The organism is Sphingomonas sp. UYP23, from assembly GCF_054059235.1.
Window position 1 is genome coordinate 1,412,253 of record NZ_JBSSBX010000001.1, and the last position, 19,070, is coordinate 1,431,322.

General features: G+C 67.2%; 11 protein-coding genes and 1 pseudogene. 5 read left to right on the plus strand and 7 right to left on the minus strand.

From position 1 onward, the window contains the following. Window positions 1-47: 47 nt before the first annotated feature. Window positions 48-2,651, minus strand: coding sequence for a beta-glucosidase (locus ACVWYO_RS06985; RefSeq protein WP_457349392.1), 2,604 nt, complete (start codon window positions 2,649-2,651; stop codon window positions 48-50). A gap of 444 nt (window positions 2,652-3,095) precedes the next feature. Here ACVWYO_RS06985 and ACVWYO_RS06990 point away from each other — a divergent pair. Both ACVWYO_RS06990 and ACVWYO_RS06995 read left to right on the plus strand, forming a co-directional pair. Then, window positions 3,096-5,444: pseudogene (locus ACVWYO_RS06990) on the plus strand (FdhF/YdeP family oxidoreductase). Window positions 5,445-5,447: 3 nt separating this feature from the next. Further along, window positions 5,448-6,227 (plus strand): formate/nitrite transporter family protein, encoded by a 780-nt coding sequence (locus ACVWYO_RS06995; RefSeq protein ID WP_457349393.1) that lies wholly within the window; start codon window positions 5,448-5,450, stop codon window positions 6,225-6,227. Between the two features lie 511 nt (window positions 6,228-6,738). Here ACVWYO_RS06995 and ACVWYO_RS07000 read toward each other — a convergent pair. From ACVWYO_RS07000 to ACVWYO_RS07015, 4 genes are read right to left on the minus strand one after another with little or no spacing between them, the layout of a single operon-like run. Continuing rightward, window positions 6,739-7,341: a response regulator gene (locus ACVWYO_RS07000; protein WP_457349394.1), complete on the minus strand. Its 603-nt coding sequence runs from the start codon at window positions 7,339-7,341 to the stop codon at window positions 6,739-6,741. Next, complete coding sequence (locus tag ACVWYO_RS07005) at window positions 7,338-8,279, minus strand: sensor histidine kinase (protein WP_457349395.1); 942 nt, start codon at window positions 8,277-8,279, stop codon at window positions 7,338-7,340. Before ACVWYO_RS07005 ends, ACVWYO_RS07000 begins: the two co-directional genes overlap by 4 nt. 31 nt (window positions 8,280-8,310) lie before the next feature. Further along, the gene (locus tag ACVWYO_RS07010; RefSeq protein ID WP_457349396.1) at window positions 8,311-9,060 is read right to left on the minus strand and encodes an ABC transporter permease; all 750 of its coding nucleotides are present in this window, start codon (window positions 9,058-9,060) and stop codon (window positions 8,311-8,313) included. Then, the gene (locus tag ACVWYO_RS07015; RefSeq protein ID WP_457349397.1) at window positions 9,057-9,968 is read right to left on the minus strand and encodes an ABC transporter ATP-binding protein; all 912 of its coding nucleotides are present in this window, start codon (window positions 9,966-9,968) and stop codon (window positions 9,057-9,059) included. The genes ACVWYO_RS07010 and ACVWYO_RS07015 overlap by 4 nt, the downstream gene beginning before the upstream one ends. Before the next feature lie 142 nt (window positions 9,969-10,110). Between ACVWYO_RS07015 and ACVWYO_RS07020 the strand changes: the two genes are divergently transcribed. Continuing rightward, window positions 10,111-11,022, plus strand: a complete 912-nt coding sequence (locus tag ACVWYO_RS07020; RefSeq protein ID WP_457349398.1) for an alpha/beta fold hydrolase — start codon at window positions 10,111-10,113, stop codon at window positions 11,020-11,022. Window positions 11,023-11,119: 97 nt separating this feature from the next. Here ACVWYO_RS07020 and ACVWYO_RS07025 read toward each other — a convergent pair whose 3' ends face one another. Then, the gene (locus ACVWYO_RS07025; RefSeq protein ID WP_457349399.1) at window positions 11,120-12,499 is read right to left on the minus strand and encodes an amidohydrolase; all 1,380 of its coding nucleotides are present in this window, start codon (window positions 12,497-12,499) and stop codon (window positions 11,120-11,122) included. 444 nt (window positions 12,500-12,943) lie between these two features. Between ACVWYO_RS07025 and ACVWYO_RS07030 the strand changes: the two genes are divergently transcribed. After that, entirely contained in the window at window positions 12,944-16,030 is a 3,087-nt protein-coding gene (locus tag ACVWYO_RS07030; RefSeq protein ID WP_457349400.1) for a TonB-dependent receptor plug domain-containing protein, read from the plus strand. A gap of 21 nt (window positions 16,031-16,051) precedes the next feature. Further along, on the plus strand, window positions 16,052-17,845 hold the full coding sequence (locus ACVWYO_RS07035; protein ID WP_457349401.1) for a CIA30 family protein: 1,794 nt from the start codon (window positions 16,052-16,054) through the stop codon (window positions 17,843-17,845). A 133-nt stretch (window positions 17,846-17,978) separates the two neighbouring features. On the opposite strand, the gene ACVWYO_RS07040 is transcribed toward ACVWYO_RS07035, so the two are convergent. Then, a complete protein-coding gene (locus tag ACVWYO_RS07040; RefSeq protein ID WP_457349402.1) occupies window positions 17,979-18,941 on the minus strand; it encodes a LytTR family DNA-binding domain-containing protein in 963 nt (320 codons plus the stop codon). Between the last annotated feature and the right edge of the window lie 129 nt (window positions 18,942-19,070).

Consider the following 19,070-nt stretch of genomic DNA (forward strand, 5'->3'; position numbering starts at 1 on the left):
CGCAGGCAAGCCCGCCGCGCTAAGGCGACGGGCTCGGCCCTGCTCGTTCACCGCGCGAAGCGGCGCTGCGTTAGGATCACGCTGCCCATCAACACCGGATCCGTCGCCGATCTCGCCAGCGTTACGCCATAGCGACCGCCCGTGATCTGCCAACTGGACGTCGCCGTGTCGTATCTGGCGAGCAAGCGCGGGTCGACGGTGAGCGAGATCGTGCGGCTTTCGCCCGGCGCCAGCGCGACGCGCTGAAAGCCGAGCAGCCGCGGTTCGATCACGCCGTCGATTGTCTGCAGATAGAGCTGCGGCACATCGGCGCCCGCATGCGTGCCCGCATTGCGCACCGTCAGCTTGACCGAAACGGTCTTGCCGCCGCTGACGGTCAGCCCCGAATAGGCGAAGGTGGTATAACTCAACCCGTGACCAAAGGCGTACATCGGCGCGAGCCCCTTGCGCGCGAACCAGCGATAGCCGACATCCGCGCCCTCGGTCATTGCGACGCTGACCGGCGTGTTCTCGGGCGTGCCGAAGCTCGGAATCGTCGGGCGCGGCAGTTGCTCGACGCTTTGCGGGAAGGTGATCGGCAAACGGCCCGAGGGATTGACCTTGCCGGTCAGCACCTCGGCGATCGCCTGCGCGCCCTCCTGCCCCGGATACCAGGCGGCGACAATCGCCTTGACCGCGTCGCGCCACGGCATCGCGACCGGATTGCCGGTCTGTAGCACCACGATCGTATTGGGATTGGCCTTGGCGACCGCCGCGATGATCGCGTCCTGCCCACGCGGCAGGGCAAGATCGGGCGAATCGAAGCCTTCGACCTCGTATTTGTTGACGAAGACGATCGCGACATCGGCGCGTGCCGCGGCCGCGGCGGCTGCCTGCGGATAGAGGCCCGGATCGAACTCGACCTTCGCCCCCGGCGCAGCCGCGGCGATCGCGTCGGTCGGTGCGCCGGCGAACCAGCGCGCGATGCGCCAGCTCCCCATCTGCCCCGAACCGCCGATCGGATCGCTCGCCGCCCAGCCCTTCGGCGGCAGGCCCTGCGACGACCCGCCCCCCGACAGCACGCCGATCTGTGCCTTCTCACCGATCACCGCGATGCTGCGCGCGCCGGCTGCGAGTGGCAGCACGCCGTCATTCTTGAGCAATACGATGCCGCGCCGCGCGATCTCGAGCGCAGTGGCGGCGTGAGCAGCCATGTCGACCGGCTCCTGCGCGGTCCATTCGGTGATGCCGACCGCCTTCATCGAGCGCAGGATGCGCCGTACCATGTCGGACAGCCGCGCCCGGTCGAAGCTGCCGTCGGCGAGCTTCGCCTTGAGCGGCGCGCCGAACCACACTTGCGTGTCGAGCTGGTCGCCCGATTGCTGGTCGAGCCCCTTCGCCGCGAAATCGGCGGACGACACCGCGCCCCAGTCGCTCATCACCCAGCCCTTGTACCGCCAGTCCTGCTTGAGGACGCGGTTGAGCAGGAAGTCATTGCCGCAGGCCTTGGCGCCGTTGACCAGATTGTAGGCGCACATGATCGAGCCGGGCTTGCCCGTCTCGATCGCGATCTGGAAAGCGAGAAGATCCGATTCGCGCAGCGCCGCCTCGCCGATCGTCGCGTTCCAGCTATGCCGGTTGGTCTCGTTCGAATTGAGCGCGAAATGCTTGGCGGTGGCGATCACGCCCGCTTCCTGCGTGCCACGGATCGCGGCGCCGCCCATCAGACCCGACAGCAGGGGATCTTCGGAGATATATTCGAAATTGCGGCCGTTGCGCGGATCGCGCGTCAGGTTGATGCCGCCGCCGAGCAGCACGTTGAAATTGCGCGCGCGCGCTTCGCTGGCGACGAGATAGCCGCCGCGCCGCGCCATCTCGGGATCGAAGGTCGCGCCGAGCGCCAGCCCGGCTGGCAAGGCCGTCGCGGTATCGGCCTTGCGCACGCCGAACGGGTTGGTCACGCCGAGGCTTGCATCGGTTTCGCGCAACGAGGGGATGCCGAGCCGTGGAATACCGCGGACGTACCCCGCGCCGGGCACGACATCGGCAGGCCAGACCAGATTGGGGTCGCCGAGCCCCGGAATACGCAGCGCCATGAAGCCGTGGATGAGCGAAAAGCGCTCCTCATCGGTCATCTTGGTCTCGGTTTCGGCCGCCCAGCGGTCCGCCGCCGTCTCGCGTTGCAGCGCGGCACGATCGCCAGCGCCGCCCGGCGCCTCCGCACCGGCCGCGCTACCGAAAGGTCCCACGACAGCCGCGCAAAGCAGCAAAAGCGTTCGCAAGTTCGTCTTCATCTGTATCCCCTGTCTGCGATCGGGGCGGTTCGGCCAACCCGTAGCGCCGCGGGTTCGTGGGTATCGGAAATGGTAGCGTGCCCGAATACCCGCATCGCGGCGAGCATTGCGCGAGAAGGTCTGCGCAACAAGGCCCGTCATGCGACCCGAGGCAATTCCCGACGCGCACGCACTAGGCTTGCCCACCAGAGGGGTGACGAACACCGCGACGCGGATCGCGCCGCGCGCCTTCCGGTCGCTGCCAATGCTGCCGTTGACGATCATACGGGCGCCTAGCGTGAGCGCCGGGTTGCCGAGCAGATCGACCTTGACCGCGCGCTGGTAGCCGACATCGACCTGGCAGACGCGGCGAGCGGCATCTGCGGCAACAGCACCCATGCGTGCCGCCGCCGGTGAACGTCCAGCGCGGCGCGTTCAGCCGCTTGCCCGACAGATCCTGGAAACCACTGCTCGAGCTTGCGAGCGGAAGCCACCGCGAGCGGGCTGGCCGGCACCTCGGCGTGGATCGGCGGCATGCTGTTCCCGCGGCGCTTCGGGGCGCGCGCGGACGCATTGGCGATGACCCGCTCGGTGCTTGGCCGTATGCGCGGCCTTGCCGAATTGCGGGGGGCGAGCCGGGGGTCGCTTACGCGGCGGGGCAGCATGCAGTCGCGACGTCCTAGACGGCTTCCGGCGAGGGCGCCGCTGTTCCAGCACGAGGCTCCCCGACATTTCGAGTCATCGCTTTGAAGGACGAAAATCCTTGCCTCCCGGGGCCTGCTCACCGAAGCGGCACATGCCTGGCATGGTGTATCGCCCGGCGCGTATGCCGAAGGACCGACGATGCCCAAGAAGCGCCCCGAGGGGATCAAGGATTATACCGGGCCCGCGGGGGGTTGGGGCGCGCTGAAGGCGGTGGCGGTTGCGCTCAAGGCGCAGCAGATCGTCTCGCGCGGCGCGCAGACGCTGCTCAAGTCGAACCAGCCCGACGGCTTCGACTGCCCGAGCTGCGCCTGGCCCGACCCCAAGCACAGCTCCTCGTTCGAGTTCTGCGAGAATGGCGCCAAGGCCGTCGCGTGGGAATCGACCGCCCGCAAGATCGGCGCCGCGTTCTTCGCAAAGCACAGCGTCTCTGACATCTGGCAGCAGACCGATCATTGGATCGAAGACCAGGGCCGGGTGACCGATCCGCTGCGCTACAATGCCGCGACCGACCATTACGAGGTCGTCACTTGGGAAGAGGCGTTCGCCGGGATCGGCGCCGGGCTCGCCAAGCTCGAGGATCCCAATCAGGCCGAATTCTACACCTCTGGCCGCTGCTCGAACGAGGCGGCGTTCCTCTATCAGCTGTTCGTGCGGCTCTACGGCACCAACAACTTTCCCGCCTGTTCGAACATGTGCCACGAAGCGACCTCGGTCGGCCTGCCCAAGTCGATTGGCATCGGCAAGGGTACGGTCAGCCTCGAGGATTTCGACCATGCCGACCTGATCCTGTCGATCGGCCACAATCCCGGCACCAACCACCCGCGAATGATGGCAACACTGCGCGAGGTCGCGCGGCGCGGCGGCAAGATCGTCGTGTTCAACCCGCTCAAGGAACGTGCACTCGAGCGTTTCGAATCCCCGCAGTCGGTGGTCGAAATGGCGACCTTCGCGGCGACGCCGATCGCGACCAGCTATCTGCAGGTCAAGGTCGGCGGCGATGCGGCGGCGCTGAAGGGAATCTGCAAGGCGCTGGTGGCGCTGGACACCGCCGAAGCGCCGGTGCTCGACCACGCCTTCATCGCCGAGCACACTGCCGGCTTCGACGCGCTGGTCGCCGATCTCGCGACCGCCGAATGGGCCGATATCGAGCATGCCAGCGGCCTCGGGCGCAGCGACCTCGAGGAGGTCGCACGGCTCTATTCGCAATCGAAGGCGACGATCTGCTGCTACGGCATGGGCATCACCCAGCACCGCACCGGCACGAGCAACGTCCAGCAGATCGCCAACCTGCTGCTGCTGCGCGGCAATGTGGGCCGCCCGGGCGCCGGCATCTGCCCCTTGCGCGGCCATAGCAACGTGCAGGGCGACCGCACCGTCGGCATCACCGAGCGGCCGTCACCGGTGTTGCTCGACACGATGCGCGATGTGTTCGGCTTCGAGCCGCCGCGCGCCGACGGGCATTCGGTGGTCGAGAGCATCGCGGCGATGCGCGACGGGCATGCCAAGGCGGTGGTGTGCCTCGGCGGCAACCTCGCGATCGCCTCGTCCGACCCGCAGGCGTGCGCGCAGGGCTTCCGCAACATGGATCTCGCGGTCCACATCACCACCAAGCTCAACCGCACCCAGCTGCTGATGGCCAAGGGCGCGACCTACATCCTGCCCTGCCTCGGCCGGACCGAGCGCGACAGCCAGGAGGGCGGCGTGCAGGCGGTGACGGTCGAGGATTCGATGTCGATGGTCCACGCCTCGCGCGGCTTCCTGATGCCGCCGGGGGAGAATGTCCGCTCCGAGCCGTGGATCGTCGCCGGCATCGCCAAGGCGACGCTGGGCGCCAAGGGCGGGATCGACTGGGACGGCTATGTCGCCAATTATGACCGGATCCGCGACAGCATCGAAGCCGTGTTCCCCGCCTTCAAGGACTATAACGCGCGCATCCGCGAGCCGGGCGGCTTCCATCTGCCCAATTCGGCGGCGCAGCGGATCTGGCTGACCGACACGAAGAAGGCCAATTTCATCGTTTCGCCGGGGCTGGAGGAAGACGAATCGACCAGGGACCCGACCGTCCTGCGGCTCACCACGCTGCGCTAGCACGACCAGTATAATACGACGATCTACGCGCTCGACGACCGCTATCGCGGCGTCTTCGGGCGGCGCGACGTGCTGTTCATGAACGCCAAGGAGATCGCGCGGCTCGGTTTCGCCGAGGGCGATGTGATCGACGTCACCACCGCGCTCGACTTCAAGCGCGCCGATCGCATCGTTCAGGGGCTGATGCTGGTCGAGCACGCGCTGCCCGACGGCTGCTGCGCGTCCTATTATCCCGAAACGCAGCCGCTGATCGCGCTCGAGGATCACGATCCGCAGAGCTTCACCCCATCCTACAAATCGGTTCCCGTCCAGATCCGTCGCGCGGGCGCCGACGATGGCGCGGAGCGTGTCGTCGCGCGGGCCGGCGTCGCCGGGCGGCTCACGTCGGTGAAAGCCTGACCGATGTACGCACCGACCGTAACCACCTTCGCCGACCGCGCCGCTGCGGAGGCGGCCTCGATCCGCCGGTCCCCGATCGGCTTCTTCGTCGGCGCGATGCTGGCCGGCGCCTATATCGGCATCGCCATGATCCTCGCGCTCAGCACCGCCGACGCGCTGCCCGCGGGGGTGCGCCCGCTGGTCATGGGCGCGACCTTCGGGCTCGGCCTGATCCTGACGGTCTTTGCCGGCGGCGAGCTGTTCACCGGTTATGTCCTGTATCTCGGCTTCGGGCTGATGCGCCGCACGCTGAGCTGGGCGGATGCGACGCTGCTGATGGTGGTCGTATGGGTCGGCAATCTGGTCGGCGCGCTGCTGCTCTGCGCCATTTACATCGCCGGCGGTGGCGGTGCGGTGTTTGCCAACGCCGCGACCATGTTCAACGCCTATGCCGCGCATAAGGTCGAGGCCGACGCGGTCGCGCTGATCGCGCGTGCCGCCCTGTGCAACTGGCTGGTATGCCTCGCGATCTGGACCGCGGCACGCGTGCAGGGCGACACGGCCAAGTGCATCGTCATGGCCTGGGTCCTGCTTGCCTTCGTCGCTGCGGGGTTCGAGCATTCGGTCGCCAACATGACCGCGCTCACGCTCGGACTGTTCGCGCCCGGCGAGACGATCACGATGGTCGGCATCGTCCGTAATCTGGCGCTGGTGACGCTCGGCAATGTCGCGGGCGGATTGCTGTTCGTCGTCGGCGCCTATGGGCTGGCGGCGAAGACCGATGCCGAGCCGGTGCGCCGCTGAGGGCCACGCCGCAGGGCGGCGGGTGCGTCAGACCGCCAACCCTGCGGCACCCGGAATCGAGCCTGAAGGTCAATTCGACGATGCCGTCGCCGTCCAGGGGAATCCCCGCCTCCTCGAGCCGCCGCCGATATCCGATGCCGCGCCCGAGGCTGTTCGATGCATCCGCCAAGCTGCAAGGCCGGCGGAGATTCGTACGCCGCCACATGATCATCACAATCCGCCCCGCCGCCCGCTCCATCGGCTGCCGTAAGATGTGAGCGGATCGTACCGGCGGCGATGCTGCGATCGCCTTCGGCGGCATCGCGATACCGGATCAGCGTCGGCACGGTCGTCGCGACGAGCCGCTCGCGCAGTAGTCCCGTCAACACGCCGTCATCGCCCAGCGCGGTGCGCGCGGCCGGTGCTTTGACGTGTCTCGCCCGGAACCGACCATCCGTGACGCCAGGCGCACATCATCCATGCGCCGATCCGTTCGGAACCGTCGTCGCGATCGGCCATCGGCCAGGTGCCGTCAGAGCCAGCCCTTGTTTCTGGCGATCCGGCTCGCTTCGACCCGGTTGTTCGCCCCGATCTTGGCGGCGGCTTCGGACAGGTAATTGCGCACGGTGCCGGGCGACAGCGACAACCTTCGCCCGATCTCCTTGTTCGAGAGTCCTTCCTCCGCGAGCCGAAGCGAAACCCGCTCGCGTTCGCTCAGCGGATCGTCCGCTTCCCAGGCGCTTGCTGCCAGATCGGCGGCGATCGTCCGTCCTCCGCCCGCCACCGTGCGGATCGCGGCAGCCAGTTGTTCGACGGGGCTGTCCTTGAGCAGATAGCCCTTCACGCCGGCGGTCTGTGCGCGCCGGAGATATCCCGCCCGGGCGAAGGTCGTCACGATCACGACCCGGGTCGCAAGCCCCTCGTCGGCGATCGCCTGCGCGACTTCGATCCCCGAGCGCTTGGGCATCTCGATGTCCGACAGCAGGATGTCCGGCGTCAGCGCCCGTACCAGGTCCAGCGCTTCGTCCCCATCGGTGGCGCGACCCACGACCTCCAGGTCGGATTCATACCCCAGGAGCGTCGCGATCGCACCGAGCACGAGCGCCTGGTCTTCCGCAACGACGACGCGGATCATGCCACACCGGTGGGTACGGCAGCGGCCAGGCGGGTGCCCGGTGCCGAATTCTCGAGACGGAGGCTGCCGCCCGCCGCGGTCAGCCGCTGGCGCATCCCCCTCAGCCCCGTGCCCTCGGCAAAGGTGCCGCCGCGCCCGTCGTCCTCGATCGTGAGGCGTGCCAATCCGTCGAAGGTGGAGATCGCCATCCGGCAATGCCGTGCGCCGGCGTGGCGGATGACGTTGGTAATCGCCTCGCGCAATTCGCCCAGCCCCTCGCGCGCGGCGCCCGCCACGCTGCGCATCTCGGCGGCCGCCGCGAGCGGGTCGTCGATCGCCAGCCGGGCGGCGATGTCGGATTTCAGCGCGACGAGCGTCAGCGTGCGACCGACGACATCGTGCAGGTCGCGCGTGATGCGCTCGCGCTCCGCCGTCTGGCTGAGCCGCCGCACTTCCTCCTGCGCCGCGAGCAGCGCGTCGTTCCGGTCGAGCACGGCCTCGCGCGACATCACGCCGAACCCCGTCGTCCCGATCAGCAGAACACCGGGCAGCCACCAGATCAGCGGATGCGACATGGTCAGTCCGACCACGACCGTCAGCACGGCGAAGCCGAAAATCGTCCATCCGGCGAAGCGGCCCGGACGCAGCCCTCCCGCCATCGATCCCGCGTAGATCGCGAACACCGTCCAATTGCCACCCCAGGGCGCAAGCGCCACGGCGATGACCATGACCAGGCAGGCGGCGGTGAACAGGCCCCAGCCTGCCGTCCGGGATCGGCTCAGATAGAGGGGCAGGAACAGCACCAGACCGATCAGGGAGGCGGTGACATCCGCGCGTGTCGGCCTCACCCAGAACCATGGCACGCTATAGAACGGCAGATAGGCGAGCCATGGCAGCGGCCCGTTGAGGAAGCGTCGCCAAGCGGTGTCGTTGCGCAACGATGGCCGTAGTCGGGTCATGGTGCGAGCCTCTCCGTTGCGCCGTCCGCCGTCAAGCCGGGCTGCGGCGCCATCCGGCCCGCGCCCAGACGGCGGCCACGCCGGCCATCGCCATCACGATCGCAATATGCACGCGCGTATCGCCGATAACGGGTGCGCCGACGATCGCGCGCGCGATCTGGCCGAGGTGATAGGCCGGCACGACCTCGCCGAGCGTCCGCATCCAGGCCGGGAGCAGTGCCGACGGGATCCACAGGCCTCCGACCACCGCCGACCCCAGGAACAGCGCGTTTGCCATCGCGACAGCCCCCTTCCCGCCCATCCGCATGCCGATCCCGAAGCCGATCAGCGCATAGGGGATCGTCGAGACGAGATGCAGGCCGATCAGCAGCGCCCAGCGTTCGGGTGCGAGCCGGACGCCGCCGACCGACGCCAGCGCGTAGATCAGCGCGATCGCGGCAGCCGTCGTGGCGACGGCTGCCGCCAGCTTGGCGGCGACATAGGCGGCCGGTGGCATTGGCGAGACGCGTTTGAGTTCGACCAGCCCCTGCTCCCGCTCCATCGCGACGCCTGCGCCGAACCCGAACAGCGCGGGGCCGATCGACGCGAACACACCGTAGCCCGCCAGCGACGCCGCCGCGGCCGCGGGCGACGGCTTGCCGATCGCAAGCGTGAAGAGTGCATAGAAAGCGGCCGGGGTCAGCACCGACGGCAGCATGAACTGCGGCAGGCGCCACGATCGGCGGAGTTCGGCCAGGCATTCGCGGCGCCATACGCCGACGGGATGGGCGAGCGCGCTCATGCCGCGATCCTCGTGTCGGCCTGCAGCAGGACGGATAGCGGATCCTCCAACGAGGCCTCGCTGATCCGCAGATCGGCGAGCTCGACATCCGCCGTGACAAGCGCGCGTACCGTGGCGACGGCATTGCCGGACTGGACGATGCACTCGGCACCCGCATGCTCGACCCGGCGGACCGCCGGCAGCGCCAGCAGCGTCGCATCGCTCAGGGTCGTGCGGCACCGCACGGTCGACCCGCCGACCTGCGCACGGATCGCCGCCGGCGTGTCGTCGGCAATGACGCAGCCCCGCGCCATGACGAGCGCGCGATCCGCCAGCGCGTCGGCTTCCGCGAGATCGTGGCTGGTGAGCAGCACCGCAGCGCCCGAATCCGCGGCTTCGCGCACCGTCGCCCACAGCGCCATCCGCGCCTCGCGGTCCATCGCCGCGGTCGGTTCGTCGAGCACCAGCAGATCGGGCCGTCCGCAGATCGCCAGCGCATATTGCACGCGGCGCGCCTGGCCACCTGACAGCGCGCCGCAGCGACGCTCTGCGAGATCGGTCAGGCCCGCCATGTCCAGCGTCTCATCGACGTCCCGAGCATCGGCATAATAGCCCGACTGCAGCGTCACCACCTCACGCACCGTGAGCACGTCGGGCAAGCCTGCCGCCTGCAGCATGACGCCCATGCGCGCGCGTGCGGCCGGCCGGATCGGGTCGAGGCCGAACAGCGTTACCTTGCCGTCGTCCGGACGCAGACGACCGGTCAGCAGGCTGACGGATGTCGTCTTGCCCGCGCCATTGGGCCCGAGCAGCGCGGTCACCTCCCCCGCCCGCACGGCCAGATCCAGCCCCGCCAGAACGGCATTGCCGCCAAGCGTCTTCGAAACCCCGACCAGCGCCGCTACGACCGAAAGATCTTCGCGCTTCATATGCATCTCCTTGTTACCAAACAGGTGATGCCCGCAACTGGAGCGCATGATCAGTGCGCGATGTCATGTGCGCGAGGTGACAGATGTCACTGTTCGCGGGACGGGGATCCCGCGCATCTGGTCCAACCAACTGGAGGGACGCATGATAAAAACTGGCATCAGATCGCTGACGTTCGCGCTCGGGGTCGCCGCCTCGGTCGTGCTCGCTGTGCCGGGCACGGCGTCGGCGCAGAGCAGCACGGCGTCGCCGACTCGCCTCTATGCTGACAGCAGTCTCGTTTCGACCGACCGCATCTCGGTCGAGACCGTCGGGCGCGGACCCGATCTCGTTTTCATCCCCGGGCTCGCCTCGTCTCGTGAGACGTGGCATCGCACCGCCGATCGGCTGCGAGCCCACTTTCGGGTGCATCTGGTGCAACTCAACGGATTCGCCGGGGAGCCCGCGCGGGCCAATGCCAGCGGCGCCGTCTTCGATCCGGTGGCGGAAGCGATCAGCGCCTATCTCGGCACTTTCAAGCACCCGGTCCTCGTGGTCGGCCACAGCCTCGGCGGTACGTTGGGCCTGGCAATCGCCGAGCGGCACCCGGGGCTGATCTCCAAACTCATGGTGGTCGACGCTCTTCCGTTTTTCGGGGTCGCGATGGGTGGCCCCGCCGCAACGCCGGACACGCTCAGGCTAATGGCGATGGCGATGAAGGCCGGGATGAAAGGCGCGATGCCCGATGCCCGCGCGCAACAGATGGCCGCCGCGATGGTCACCGCACCGACCGATATCGCCCGCCTGGTCGGCTGGATGAAGGCCAGCGATCCTGCCGTGGTCGCGACCGCAATGACCGATGATATGCTGGCCGACCTCCGGCCGGGGCTCAGCGCAGTCGGCATACCGGTCACGGTGCTCTATGAAACGTTGCTCAGCGACGCGGTGACGACGGGTTATGCACCCTTGCCGACGAAGTCGCTGGTCGAAGTGCCCGACGCGAAGCACTTTATCATGTACGACCAGCCGGCGCGGTTCGATGACGCGCTAGACGCCTTCGTGGCGACCAGGCGCTGACCGCATCCGGCATTGCCAGAAGAGCCCGTGCGAGGACGACACCACCGGCAGGTGCGAACAGGCGGAGCCGGGCTTCATCGATGCCCGCGGCATCCCATTATTGGGATGCCGCTGCGCCGGGACCCGCCTTTTGGTCGGGGCGGGCCGGAAAACGGGTGAGCGCGGTCAGCGCCGCCAGCGTGAGCGTACGAATGCCGGTCGGGATCGCGCGCGTATAATCGGGCGCGAAGAATGGGGAATGGTTGCTCGGCACCACCACATGCTGTGCCGCGTCGCGCGCGATCACCGCCGGATCGTACCCGCCGATCGAGAAATAGACCGATGGCACGCCCGCTTCGATAAAGGCGGAATAGTCCTCGCTGGCCGTCCAGCCGGGGGCGGTCGCCGGTTGCCAGACGATCGTGTCCGAACCGCCCGCCGCGGTGAGGACGTCCAAGGCTCTGCTGGCGAGCGCGTGATCGTTGACGACCGAGGTGGTGCCGTGAAGCCATTTGACCTCCGGTGCCGGGGCGAGCGCCATAGCGGCGGCCGCCTCGGCGGTGCGCTTCACGCCATCCAGCAGCAGCGTGCCAACCTCTGCCGCGTAGGAGCGCAGCGAGAGCTTGAGATCGGCCGTGTCGGGAATGATGTTGCCCACGCTGCCGGACTGGAAGCTGCCGACGGTCACGACGCCGAACGCGTTCGGGTCTTTCTGCCGGCTGATGACGGTCTGCACATCGCTGACGAAATGCGCGCCCATCACGATCGGGTCGATCGATGCCGCGGGCATCGATCCGTGCGCACCGCGACCGTGGAAGATCACCTCGACCGAGTCCGAATTGGAGGTCGTGACACCGTCCTTGATGACGACCTCGCCGGCTGGCCCGTTCCCGACATGCGCGGCGAAGCCCATGTCTGGCTTGGGAAAGCGGGTGAAGAGGCCGTCGTCGACCATCGCCTTGGCGCCCTTGACCAGTTCTTCCGCCGGTTGCGCCACGAACATCAGCGTTCCGTGCCACCGCGCCTTCATCGCCAGCAGGGCCTGTGCGGACCCCAGCCACCACGCCATGTGATTGTCATGCCCACAGCTCATCGCGACGAAGGTCTGCTTGCCGTCATCGCCCAGGGTCTGAACGCGGCTGGCGTACGGCAGACCCGTCTTCTCCTCCATCGGCAGACCATCCAATTCGGTGCGGACCATCACCACCGGCCCGTCGCCGTTCTTGTAGATGGCGACCACCCCGGTCCCGCCCACCTTCTCGGTCACCGTGAAACCCAGCGCCCGCATCCGTGCCGCGAGAAGAGCGGCGGTGCGCTGTTCGTGCATGCCGAGTTCGGGGTGCTGGTGGATGTCCTTGTAAAGCGCTTCGAGCTGCGGCCAGGTCTTCGCGATCTGCGCATCGATCTCCACGCGCGCGGCGGTCGGGTCGATCGGCTGTGCGGCGGCCGCGGTGGACAGGACACAACAGGAAAGCAGGCCGAGGATGAAGCGGGTCATGCAGGGGATCCTTGGAGAATGGCACCGTTCCCTATCCAGCGCCGGACCAGCCGCCAAGCGCCGCGGAGCCTTGCCGTGAACGTTCGCATGACCTGACGGAAATCGCGAGCTTTCGCAATGTTGCCGTACTGCCACAGCCGCGGACACAAACTGATCGCAATGGGCCGACGCATATAAAGTTTGTTGCTAACCTGTTTCTGGAGCGTCATGGTCGCGTGCGAAACGACCTGCGCGACAACGACAGGGACGGCATTGGGGAGCGGGGGTTCGAGCGCGGCTGCGCGCGACCCGATCATGCGGCAAACGGCTTTAATGGGCCAAACAGACTGTACCCGGAGACGTTCGGGCGCACCGGACGCCTGTAGGATCGGATGCGCAGGGTGACGGCCGGGGCACTATTCCATCAGGGGGCAATGATTGATGAATTGGACGAGGTTTCGCGCGATGCTGGCCTGCACCAGCGTTCTCGCCACCGGGAGCGTGGCAAGCGCCGCCTGGGCACAAAGCGTACCGGCCGCACCCGAGCCGAACAGCGCCGACCCGACGACCCCGTCCGCATCGGCACCCGCGAGCGCCGCAGGTGACCAGGACATCGTCGTCGTCGGCTCGCAAATTCGGGGACGCGCTTCGGAGGCGCTGCCGGTAACGGTTATTGGACAGGCCCAAATCGCCACCACCGCCGCGGTATCCGGCGAAGAACTGTTCCGCGCCATCCCGCAGATGGGCAGCCTGACGTTCAACAGCTCGTACCTGCCCGGCAGCAGCAATTCGGCGCGTGGCGACGTCGGCTCGGTCAATCTGCGCGAGCTCGGGCCCGGCAACACGTTGGTGCTGCTCAACGGTCGCCGCGTCGTCCAGCACCCGGTAAGTCAGGCGGACGAGAATCTGGTCCCGGTCATCTCGTACAACACCAATGCGATCCCGGTGGGAGGGATCGAGCGGCTCGAAGTGCTGCGCGATGGCGCCGCCGCGATCTACGGCACCGATGCCGTCGCCGGGGTCGTCAACACCGTGCTGCAGCAGAATTTGCACGGCGTTTCGCTCAACACGCAATACGGCGTCGCAGAGGGCACCTCGCTGCGCGAATCCTCCACCACCTTCACCGCCGGGCACAATTTCGAGCATGGCAATCTCAGCCTGGTCGCGAGCTACACGCACCGCGATCCGCTCTATTCGGCCGATGAGGACTATACGGCGTCGAACGACCTCCGTCCGCTGTTCGCCAACACGCGCTTTGCTGGAACGGCCTCGCTCGACGGGCGGAGCACGACGAGCGACTATGCGAGCCTCTCGACCCCGACGAGCGCCGGCACGATCCGCCGGGGAACCACCGCGCTGACCAGCGCCGCGGGCGCGTTCCACATCCAGCCATCGGCGCAGACCGGCTGCGCTTACACCTTCACCAACGGCACCTGCCTCGGCACCGGCGCGCTCGCGACGTCGGGCGCCAATCGCGACGCACGCTATGACTCGTCGCTAGCAGACGGCACGACGGTCATTCCTAGGCTCGATCGTCTCAACCTGTTCCTGACCGGCCATTACGACGTTTCGCCCGACGTCACCGTCTATAGCGAGGCAGGCTATTACCGCGCCGTGACGCGCAACGTCGTTGCCTCGACCGGCACGCTTTCGTCGGTGAGCATCACGGTCCCGGCCTCCAATTACTGGAACCCGCTGGGGCCGGTCACCTTCGCGAACGGCACCACGAACCCGAACCGTATCCCGGGCCTCACCAACGTTCCCGCCGCCGGGCTGCCGGTGACGATCACCGGGTACGATTTCTCCGACGTCGGCCCCAACATCGTCACCGATCGCAACTACCAGTATCGCCTGCTCCTGGGCACCCGCTTCAACCTGTTCGGCTTCAAGTGGGACAGCGCCGCAGTCTATTCGAAGGCAGGCGTGACCGACACCTCGACCGGCGTGAGCGCCACGCTGCTCCAGCAGAATCTCGCGCTTTCCACGCCCGATGCGTACAACGTCTTCAACGGCGGCAACACGACGACGTTCAGCCTCGCCGACACGTCGCCCAGCAGCCAGGCGGCGATCAACGCGATCCGTATCACGTCGGTGCGCAAGGATACGTCGACGCTGGCGATGGCGGACCTGAAGGGCAGCAACGCGCACCTCCTCACCCTCCCGGGCGGCGACCTTGGCCTTGCGATCGGCGGCGAAGTGCGGCGCGAGACCCAGCGCGACGATCGCGATCCGCGCGTCGATGGCACGATCACCTTCACCAACAGCACGACCGGGGTCGTCTATCCAAGCGATCTCGTCGGAACGAGCCAGACACCCGACGCGCAAGGATCGCGCGTGGTGGCCTCCGCATTCGGGGAACTCGCGATCCCGCTGATCTCCCCTGAAATGCACATCCCGCTGGTCCGCCATGTCGAGTTGCAGGTGGCCGGGCGGTTCGAGCATTACAGCGATTTCGGGTCGATCGCGAAGCCCAAGGTGGCGGGCGCATGGGACATCGTCGATGGCCTGCGCGTCCGCGGCTCGTGGGCGCAGGGGTTCAAGGCGCCCAATCTCGAACAGATCAACGCGACGCTCGTCTCGCGGTCCAACACCCGCAAGGATTATTACCGCTGCGAGGCGGAGATCGCCAACAAGCTCACCACCAGCATCGCCAACTGTACGGGCAGCAACGAGAGTTTCTCGGTCGCCGAGAACCGCTCGGGCAACAAGGACCTGCAGCCCGAACAGAGCGAGACGTGGTCGGCCGGCGTGGTGCTGCAGCCGCACTTCATCCCCGCCCGCTTCGGTCGCCTTACGCTGACGGCCGACATCTGGCATGTCCAGCAGACGGGCGTAGTCGGCCTGTTCGGCGGCGCCAACGCGCTGATCCTCGACGATCTGCTCCGCAAGCAGGGCTCGTCCAATCCCAACGTGGTGCGCGCCGCGGTGACGGCGGACGACATCGCCGCTTATGCCGGGAGCGGTCTCGCTCCCGCCGGCAAGGTCCTCTACATCAAGGATCAGTACCGCAACTTCCTGCCGCAAAAGGCGCAAGGGATCGATATCGGGCTCAACTATCAGCTGCGCAACACGCCGATCGGCAGCTTCACGCTCGACATGAACGCCGCCTATCTGATGAAATTCTATCGCGATCCGTCGCCCGACGTCGTGCCGCTGATCACCGCCCAGGCGGCCGGACAGATCAATGCGGGCATTCCGATCACCGGGGGTGGCGATCTCATCGAGCAGAACGCGCGGCCCCGCTGGCGTGCGACCTCTTCGCTGATCTGGGATCTGCACGACTTCGAACTCGGCGCTTTTGCAAGCTATACCGGCAAGGTGAACGATACCGGCCTCGTCGACAGTGCCGGCGTGGCCTGGGTCGTCAGCAGCCAGATCGTCGGAAATGTCTATGCGCAATGGAAGGTCCACGGCTTCGCCGATTATCGTTTCCGCGTCGGCGTCCGGAACATCGCAAATACCGCCCCGCCCTTGTCGTCGAGCGGGTATACCGGCACGCTCTACGACCCGTACGGCCGCTATCTGTACGTCAACGTCGGCGTGAACTTCTGATCCCGAGCGCGGAGACTCCGAATGACGAAACGCCTTATCTGCACGCTCGCGATGGGCGCCGCGAGCGCCGCGCTGATCGGGGCGCGGGCGCCGATCGCAGCGCATGGCACCACCGCGATCGTCGGCGCGGTGGTGTTCGACGCGACGGGTGCGCCGCCGCACCCGGCAACCGTACTGATCGAGGGTGACCGCATCATCGCGGTCGGGCCGGACGTGAAGGTGCCTGCCGGTGCGAAGATCATCGATGCCAAGGGCGAGGCGCTGCTCCCCGGTTTCTACGACCTGCACACGCATTGGACGCCGAGCGGCGATCCCGGCGTAACCCCGGCGATCGCCAACGCCTATGTCGCGGCCGGAGTCACCACCAGCAACGATTTCAACTCGGCGCCGGAAGCGTTCGAGGCGCGGCGCCGCTGGCTGGCATCGCTGGCGGTGGCGCCCCACGTCAATCTATGCGGCCGCCTCTCCACGCCTGGCGGACACGGCGCCGACTGGGCCGACACCGCCACCACCAAGATGATCGTGACACCGCAATCCGCGCGCGCGGGGGTCGACCAGATCCTGCCCTACAAGCCCGACTGTCTCGGCGAGGTGATGACCGACGGCTGGCGCTATGGCCTTTCGCCGGACAATACGAGCATGAACGAGGACGCGCTCACCGCTCTGGTCGATGAAGCGCACAAGTCGAACATCCCCGTTCTGACGCACACGCTGCGCACCGAAAAGGGCGCGGAAGCCGGGCGTGCGAAGGTCGATGTGATCGCGCACGCCCTGCAGGATCTGCCACTGACCGATCAGCAGGTCGAGACGATCCGCAAAGGCGGGTCCGCCTTCGCGCCGACCTTGGCGGTGTATGACCCGAGCAAGCCGAGCCGCCGCACCGCGCCCGGCGCCGACGAGGCGCGTCGTGTTCGCGCCGCGGCGAATTGGGCCAACGCGACCGCAAATACCAAGAGGCTCTACGATGCTGGCATTCCCGTCGTGTCGGGCACCGATGCGGGGATGCCGGGCACGCCGCACGGCATTTCGGTGCTCCGGGAGATGGAGCTGCTCGTCCAGGCCGGTCTGCCGCCAGCGGGCGCCCTGATCGCGGCCACCGCCAACAGCGCCAAGGTGATGCACCAGCTCGACGATCGCGGCACCATCGAGACGGGCAAGCGCGCCGACCTCGTGCTGATCAAGGGGACGCCCTGGACACGTATCGGCGACGTCGAAAAGATCGATCGGGTCTTCGTCGATGGCCGGCTGGTTTTTGGCCCCGGCGCACCGCCGCCCAATCCCGTCCAGCCGATGCCGGCGGTGACAGTCGGGCCGCTGGTCGATGATTTCGAGCGCCCGGACGGCCGCTCCAACCTCGATACGCTGGTCGTGACCGATCCCGACGGCGGGATCGAGCGCAGCGTGGAGGTCATCGACATCGTCAGCCGGGAGGATGGCGGCCATGCGCTGAGCATGATCGGCCGGATGGCGGTCAAACCCGATCCGCAGATCGCCATAGTGCTGCCGCTCACAAAAGGGGCGATCGCGCCGGCCGATCTGCGCCGCTATCGCGGCATAAGACTCGCGCTACGCGGCGACGGCCCATACGAGGTCGCGCTCAACACATTGAGCGGCAGCTATGCCGCGACGGTCTCGGCCGGCGCGAAATGGCAGACCGTCGAAGTGCCCTTCAGCGATCTCAAGAAGGAACGCGGCCGGGCTGAATCTGCTACCGGTGGCTGGACGGGAAGCGATGTGGTGAGCCTAGCGATCAAGACCAGGCGCAAGAGTGGCGAGACGGGCTGGCTGATGCTCGATAATGTCAGCTTCTACTGACACGGGGGGCAAAGGCGCCCGAGCGGCGTGTGGTCGGGCGATGCCTTTGGCTTCGACCGCTGCATTGCGGAAACCTCGATCCAGACCGGATTCTCCCGCTGAGGCGGTCCCGCAGGAGAGGTCGCCAGCTCGGCTAGCACTTGAGATGCTCGCCCTGCCAGCGGGTCGAGGACACGGCGGCGGCTCGTTCAACAAGGATTCTCACATCCCTCAGATAGGGCTGGGACACCGGAACGCTCAGTCCGCCGCGTAAGCCAAGCTGCGCCGTGCGACCCGCTTTGGTCAGATCCGCAATCGCGTTGGTTGCGACCCACCACGAGCGATGGACGCGCAAGCCGGCTACGCCTTCGGTCTCAAGCAGGGCTTCTGAAAACCGCATCAAGACGAGGGTCGAGCCGACATCCGTATGCACGCGCACATAATGGTCTTCCATTTGCAGGCACAGGATGGAGCCCCGCGCATGGGGCGGCAGACGCTTCAGGAGCGGCGGCAAAAACGGGGGCGCGCCGCGCGCCGAAGCGCGCTCTTGCGTGTTCTCAACCCGCGCCGCAGCGCCCGCGCGCACGGCCAATGGCGAGGTCGCTCCGTCGTCGGCAACCGAGGAAGGCGCGCGCCTCCGGGCCAGCCGTTCGGACATGCCATGATACAGCAGCTCCAGGACCAGAACAATCAGGAGCGTGCGGCCGATCATGCCGACGACCTCCCCAATGGGCTGCCGCCAACCATGTAACGCGACCAGAGCCGCCCCCGCGATCAGCACCATCGGGACAAAAGCGAGAACGCGGGCGAGAAGCCACTGCTGTACCGACGCGCGGCGCTGGAACCACGCGGACCGCATGAGGGGAAATGCGACGCATAGCGACAGCGCAAACCACAGGGCAGACATACTCGTCCAGAAACCGATCTGAACGAAAAACCCATCCTGCTCCATGTGGAATGGGCCGAGGAGCGTGAAGGCCATTCCTGCAAGCAACGCCACGCCCGCCATGCGCGGCACTTCGGACGCCAGATCCGCGCCGTGCAATTTCGCGAAACCCCGCATCGCAAACCCCGCAAATTGAGCCAAATCCTTAGGCTCACGCAGGAATTTGCGCAACGCCGCACCTCCTGTCGCCGGCGACGCCGGCACGATTTTACAAGGAGCGGCCCGCGCTTTCGCGGACAGGCTAGGAGCACCCCCAGTGTCGAGAAACCGCGTTTGCGATCCGCTGATCCCAATACCCGT

Bases quoted from the DNA above. Each gene is read 5' to 3' on its own strand.
- ACVWYO_RS07025 (WP_457349399.1), bottom strand. From the start codon at position 12,499: ATGACCCGCTTCATCCTCGGCCTGCTTTCCTGTTGTGTCCTGTCCACC.
- ACVWYO_RS07000 (WP_457349394.1), bottom strand. From the start codon at position 7,341: ATGATCCGCGTCGTCGTTGCGGAAGACCAGGCGCTCGTGCTCGGTGCG.
- ACVWYO_RS06985 (WP_457349392.1), bottom strand. From the start codon at position 2,651: ATGGGTGCTGTTGCCGCAGATGCCGCTCGCCGCGTCTGCCAGGTCGAT.
- ACVWYO_RS07030 (WP_457349400.1), top strand. From the start codon at position 12,944: ATGCTGGCCTGCACCAGCGTTCTCGCCACCGGGAGCGTGGCAAGCGCC.
- ACVWYO_RS07035 (WP_457349401.1), top strand. From the start codon at position 16,052: ATGACGAAACGCCTTATCTGCACGCTCGCGATGGGCGCCGCGAGCGCC.
- ACVWYO_RS07015 (WP_457349397.1), bottom strand. From the start codon at position 9,968: ATGAAGCGCGAAGATCTTTCGGTCGTAGCGGCGCTGGTCGGGGTTTCG.
- ACVWYO_RS07005 (WP_457349395.1), bottom strand. From the start codon at position 8,279: ATGACCCGACTACGGCCATCGTTGCGCAACGACACCGCTTGGCGACGC.
- ACVWYO_RS06995 (WP_457349393.1), top strand. From the start codon at position 5,448: ATGTACGCACCGACCGTAACCACCTTCGCCGACCGCGCCGCTGCGGAG.
- ACVWYO_RS07020 (WP_457349398.1), top strand. From the start codon at position 10,111: ATGATAAAAACTGGCATCAGATCGCTGACGTTCGCGCTCGGGGTCGCC.
- ACVWYO_RS07010 (WP_457349396.1), bottom strand. From the start codon at position 9,060: ATGAGCGCGCTCGCCCATCCCGTCGGCGTATGGCGCCGCGAATGCCTG.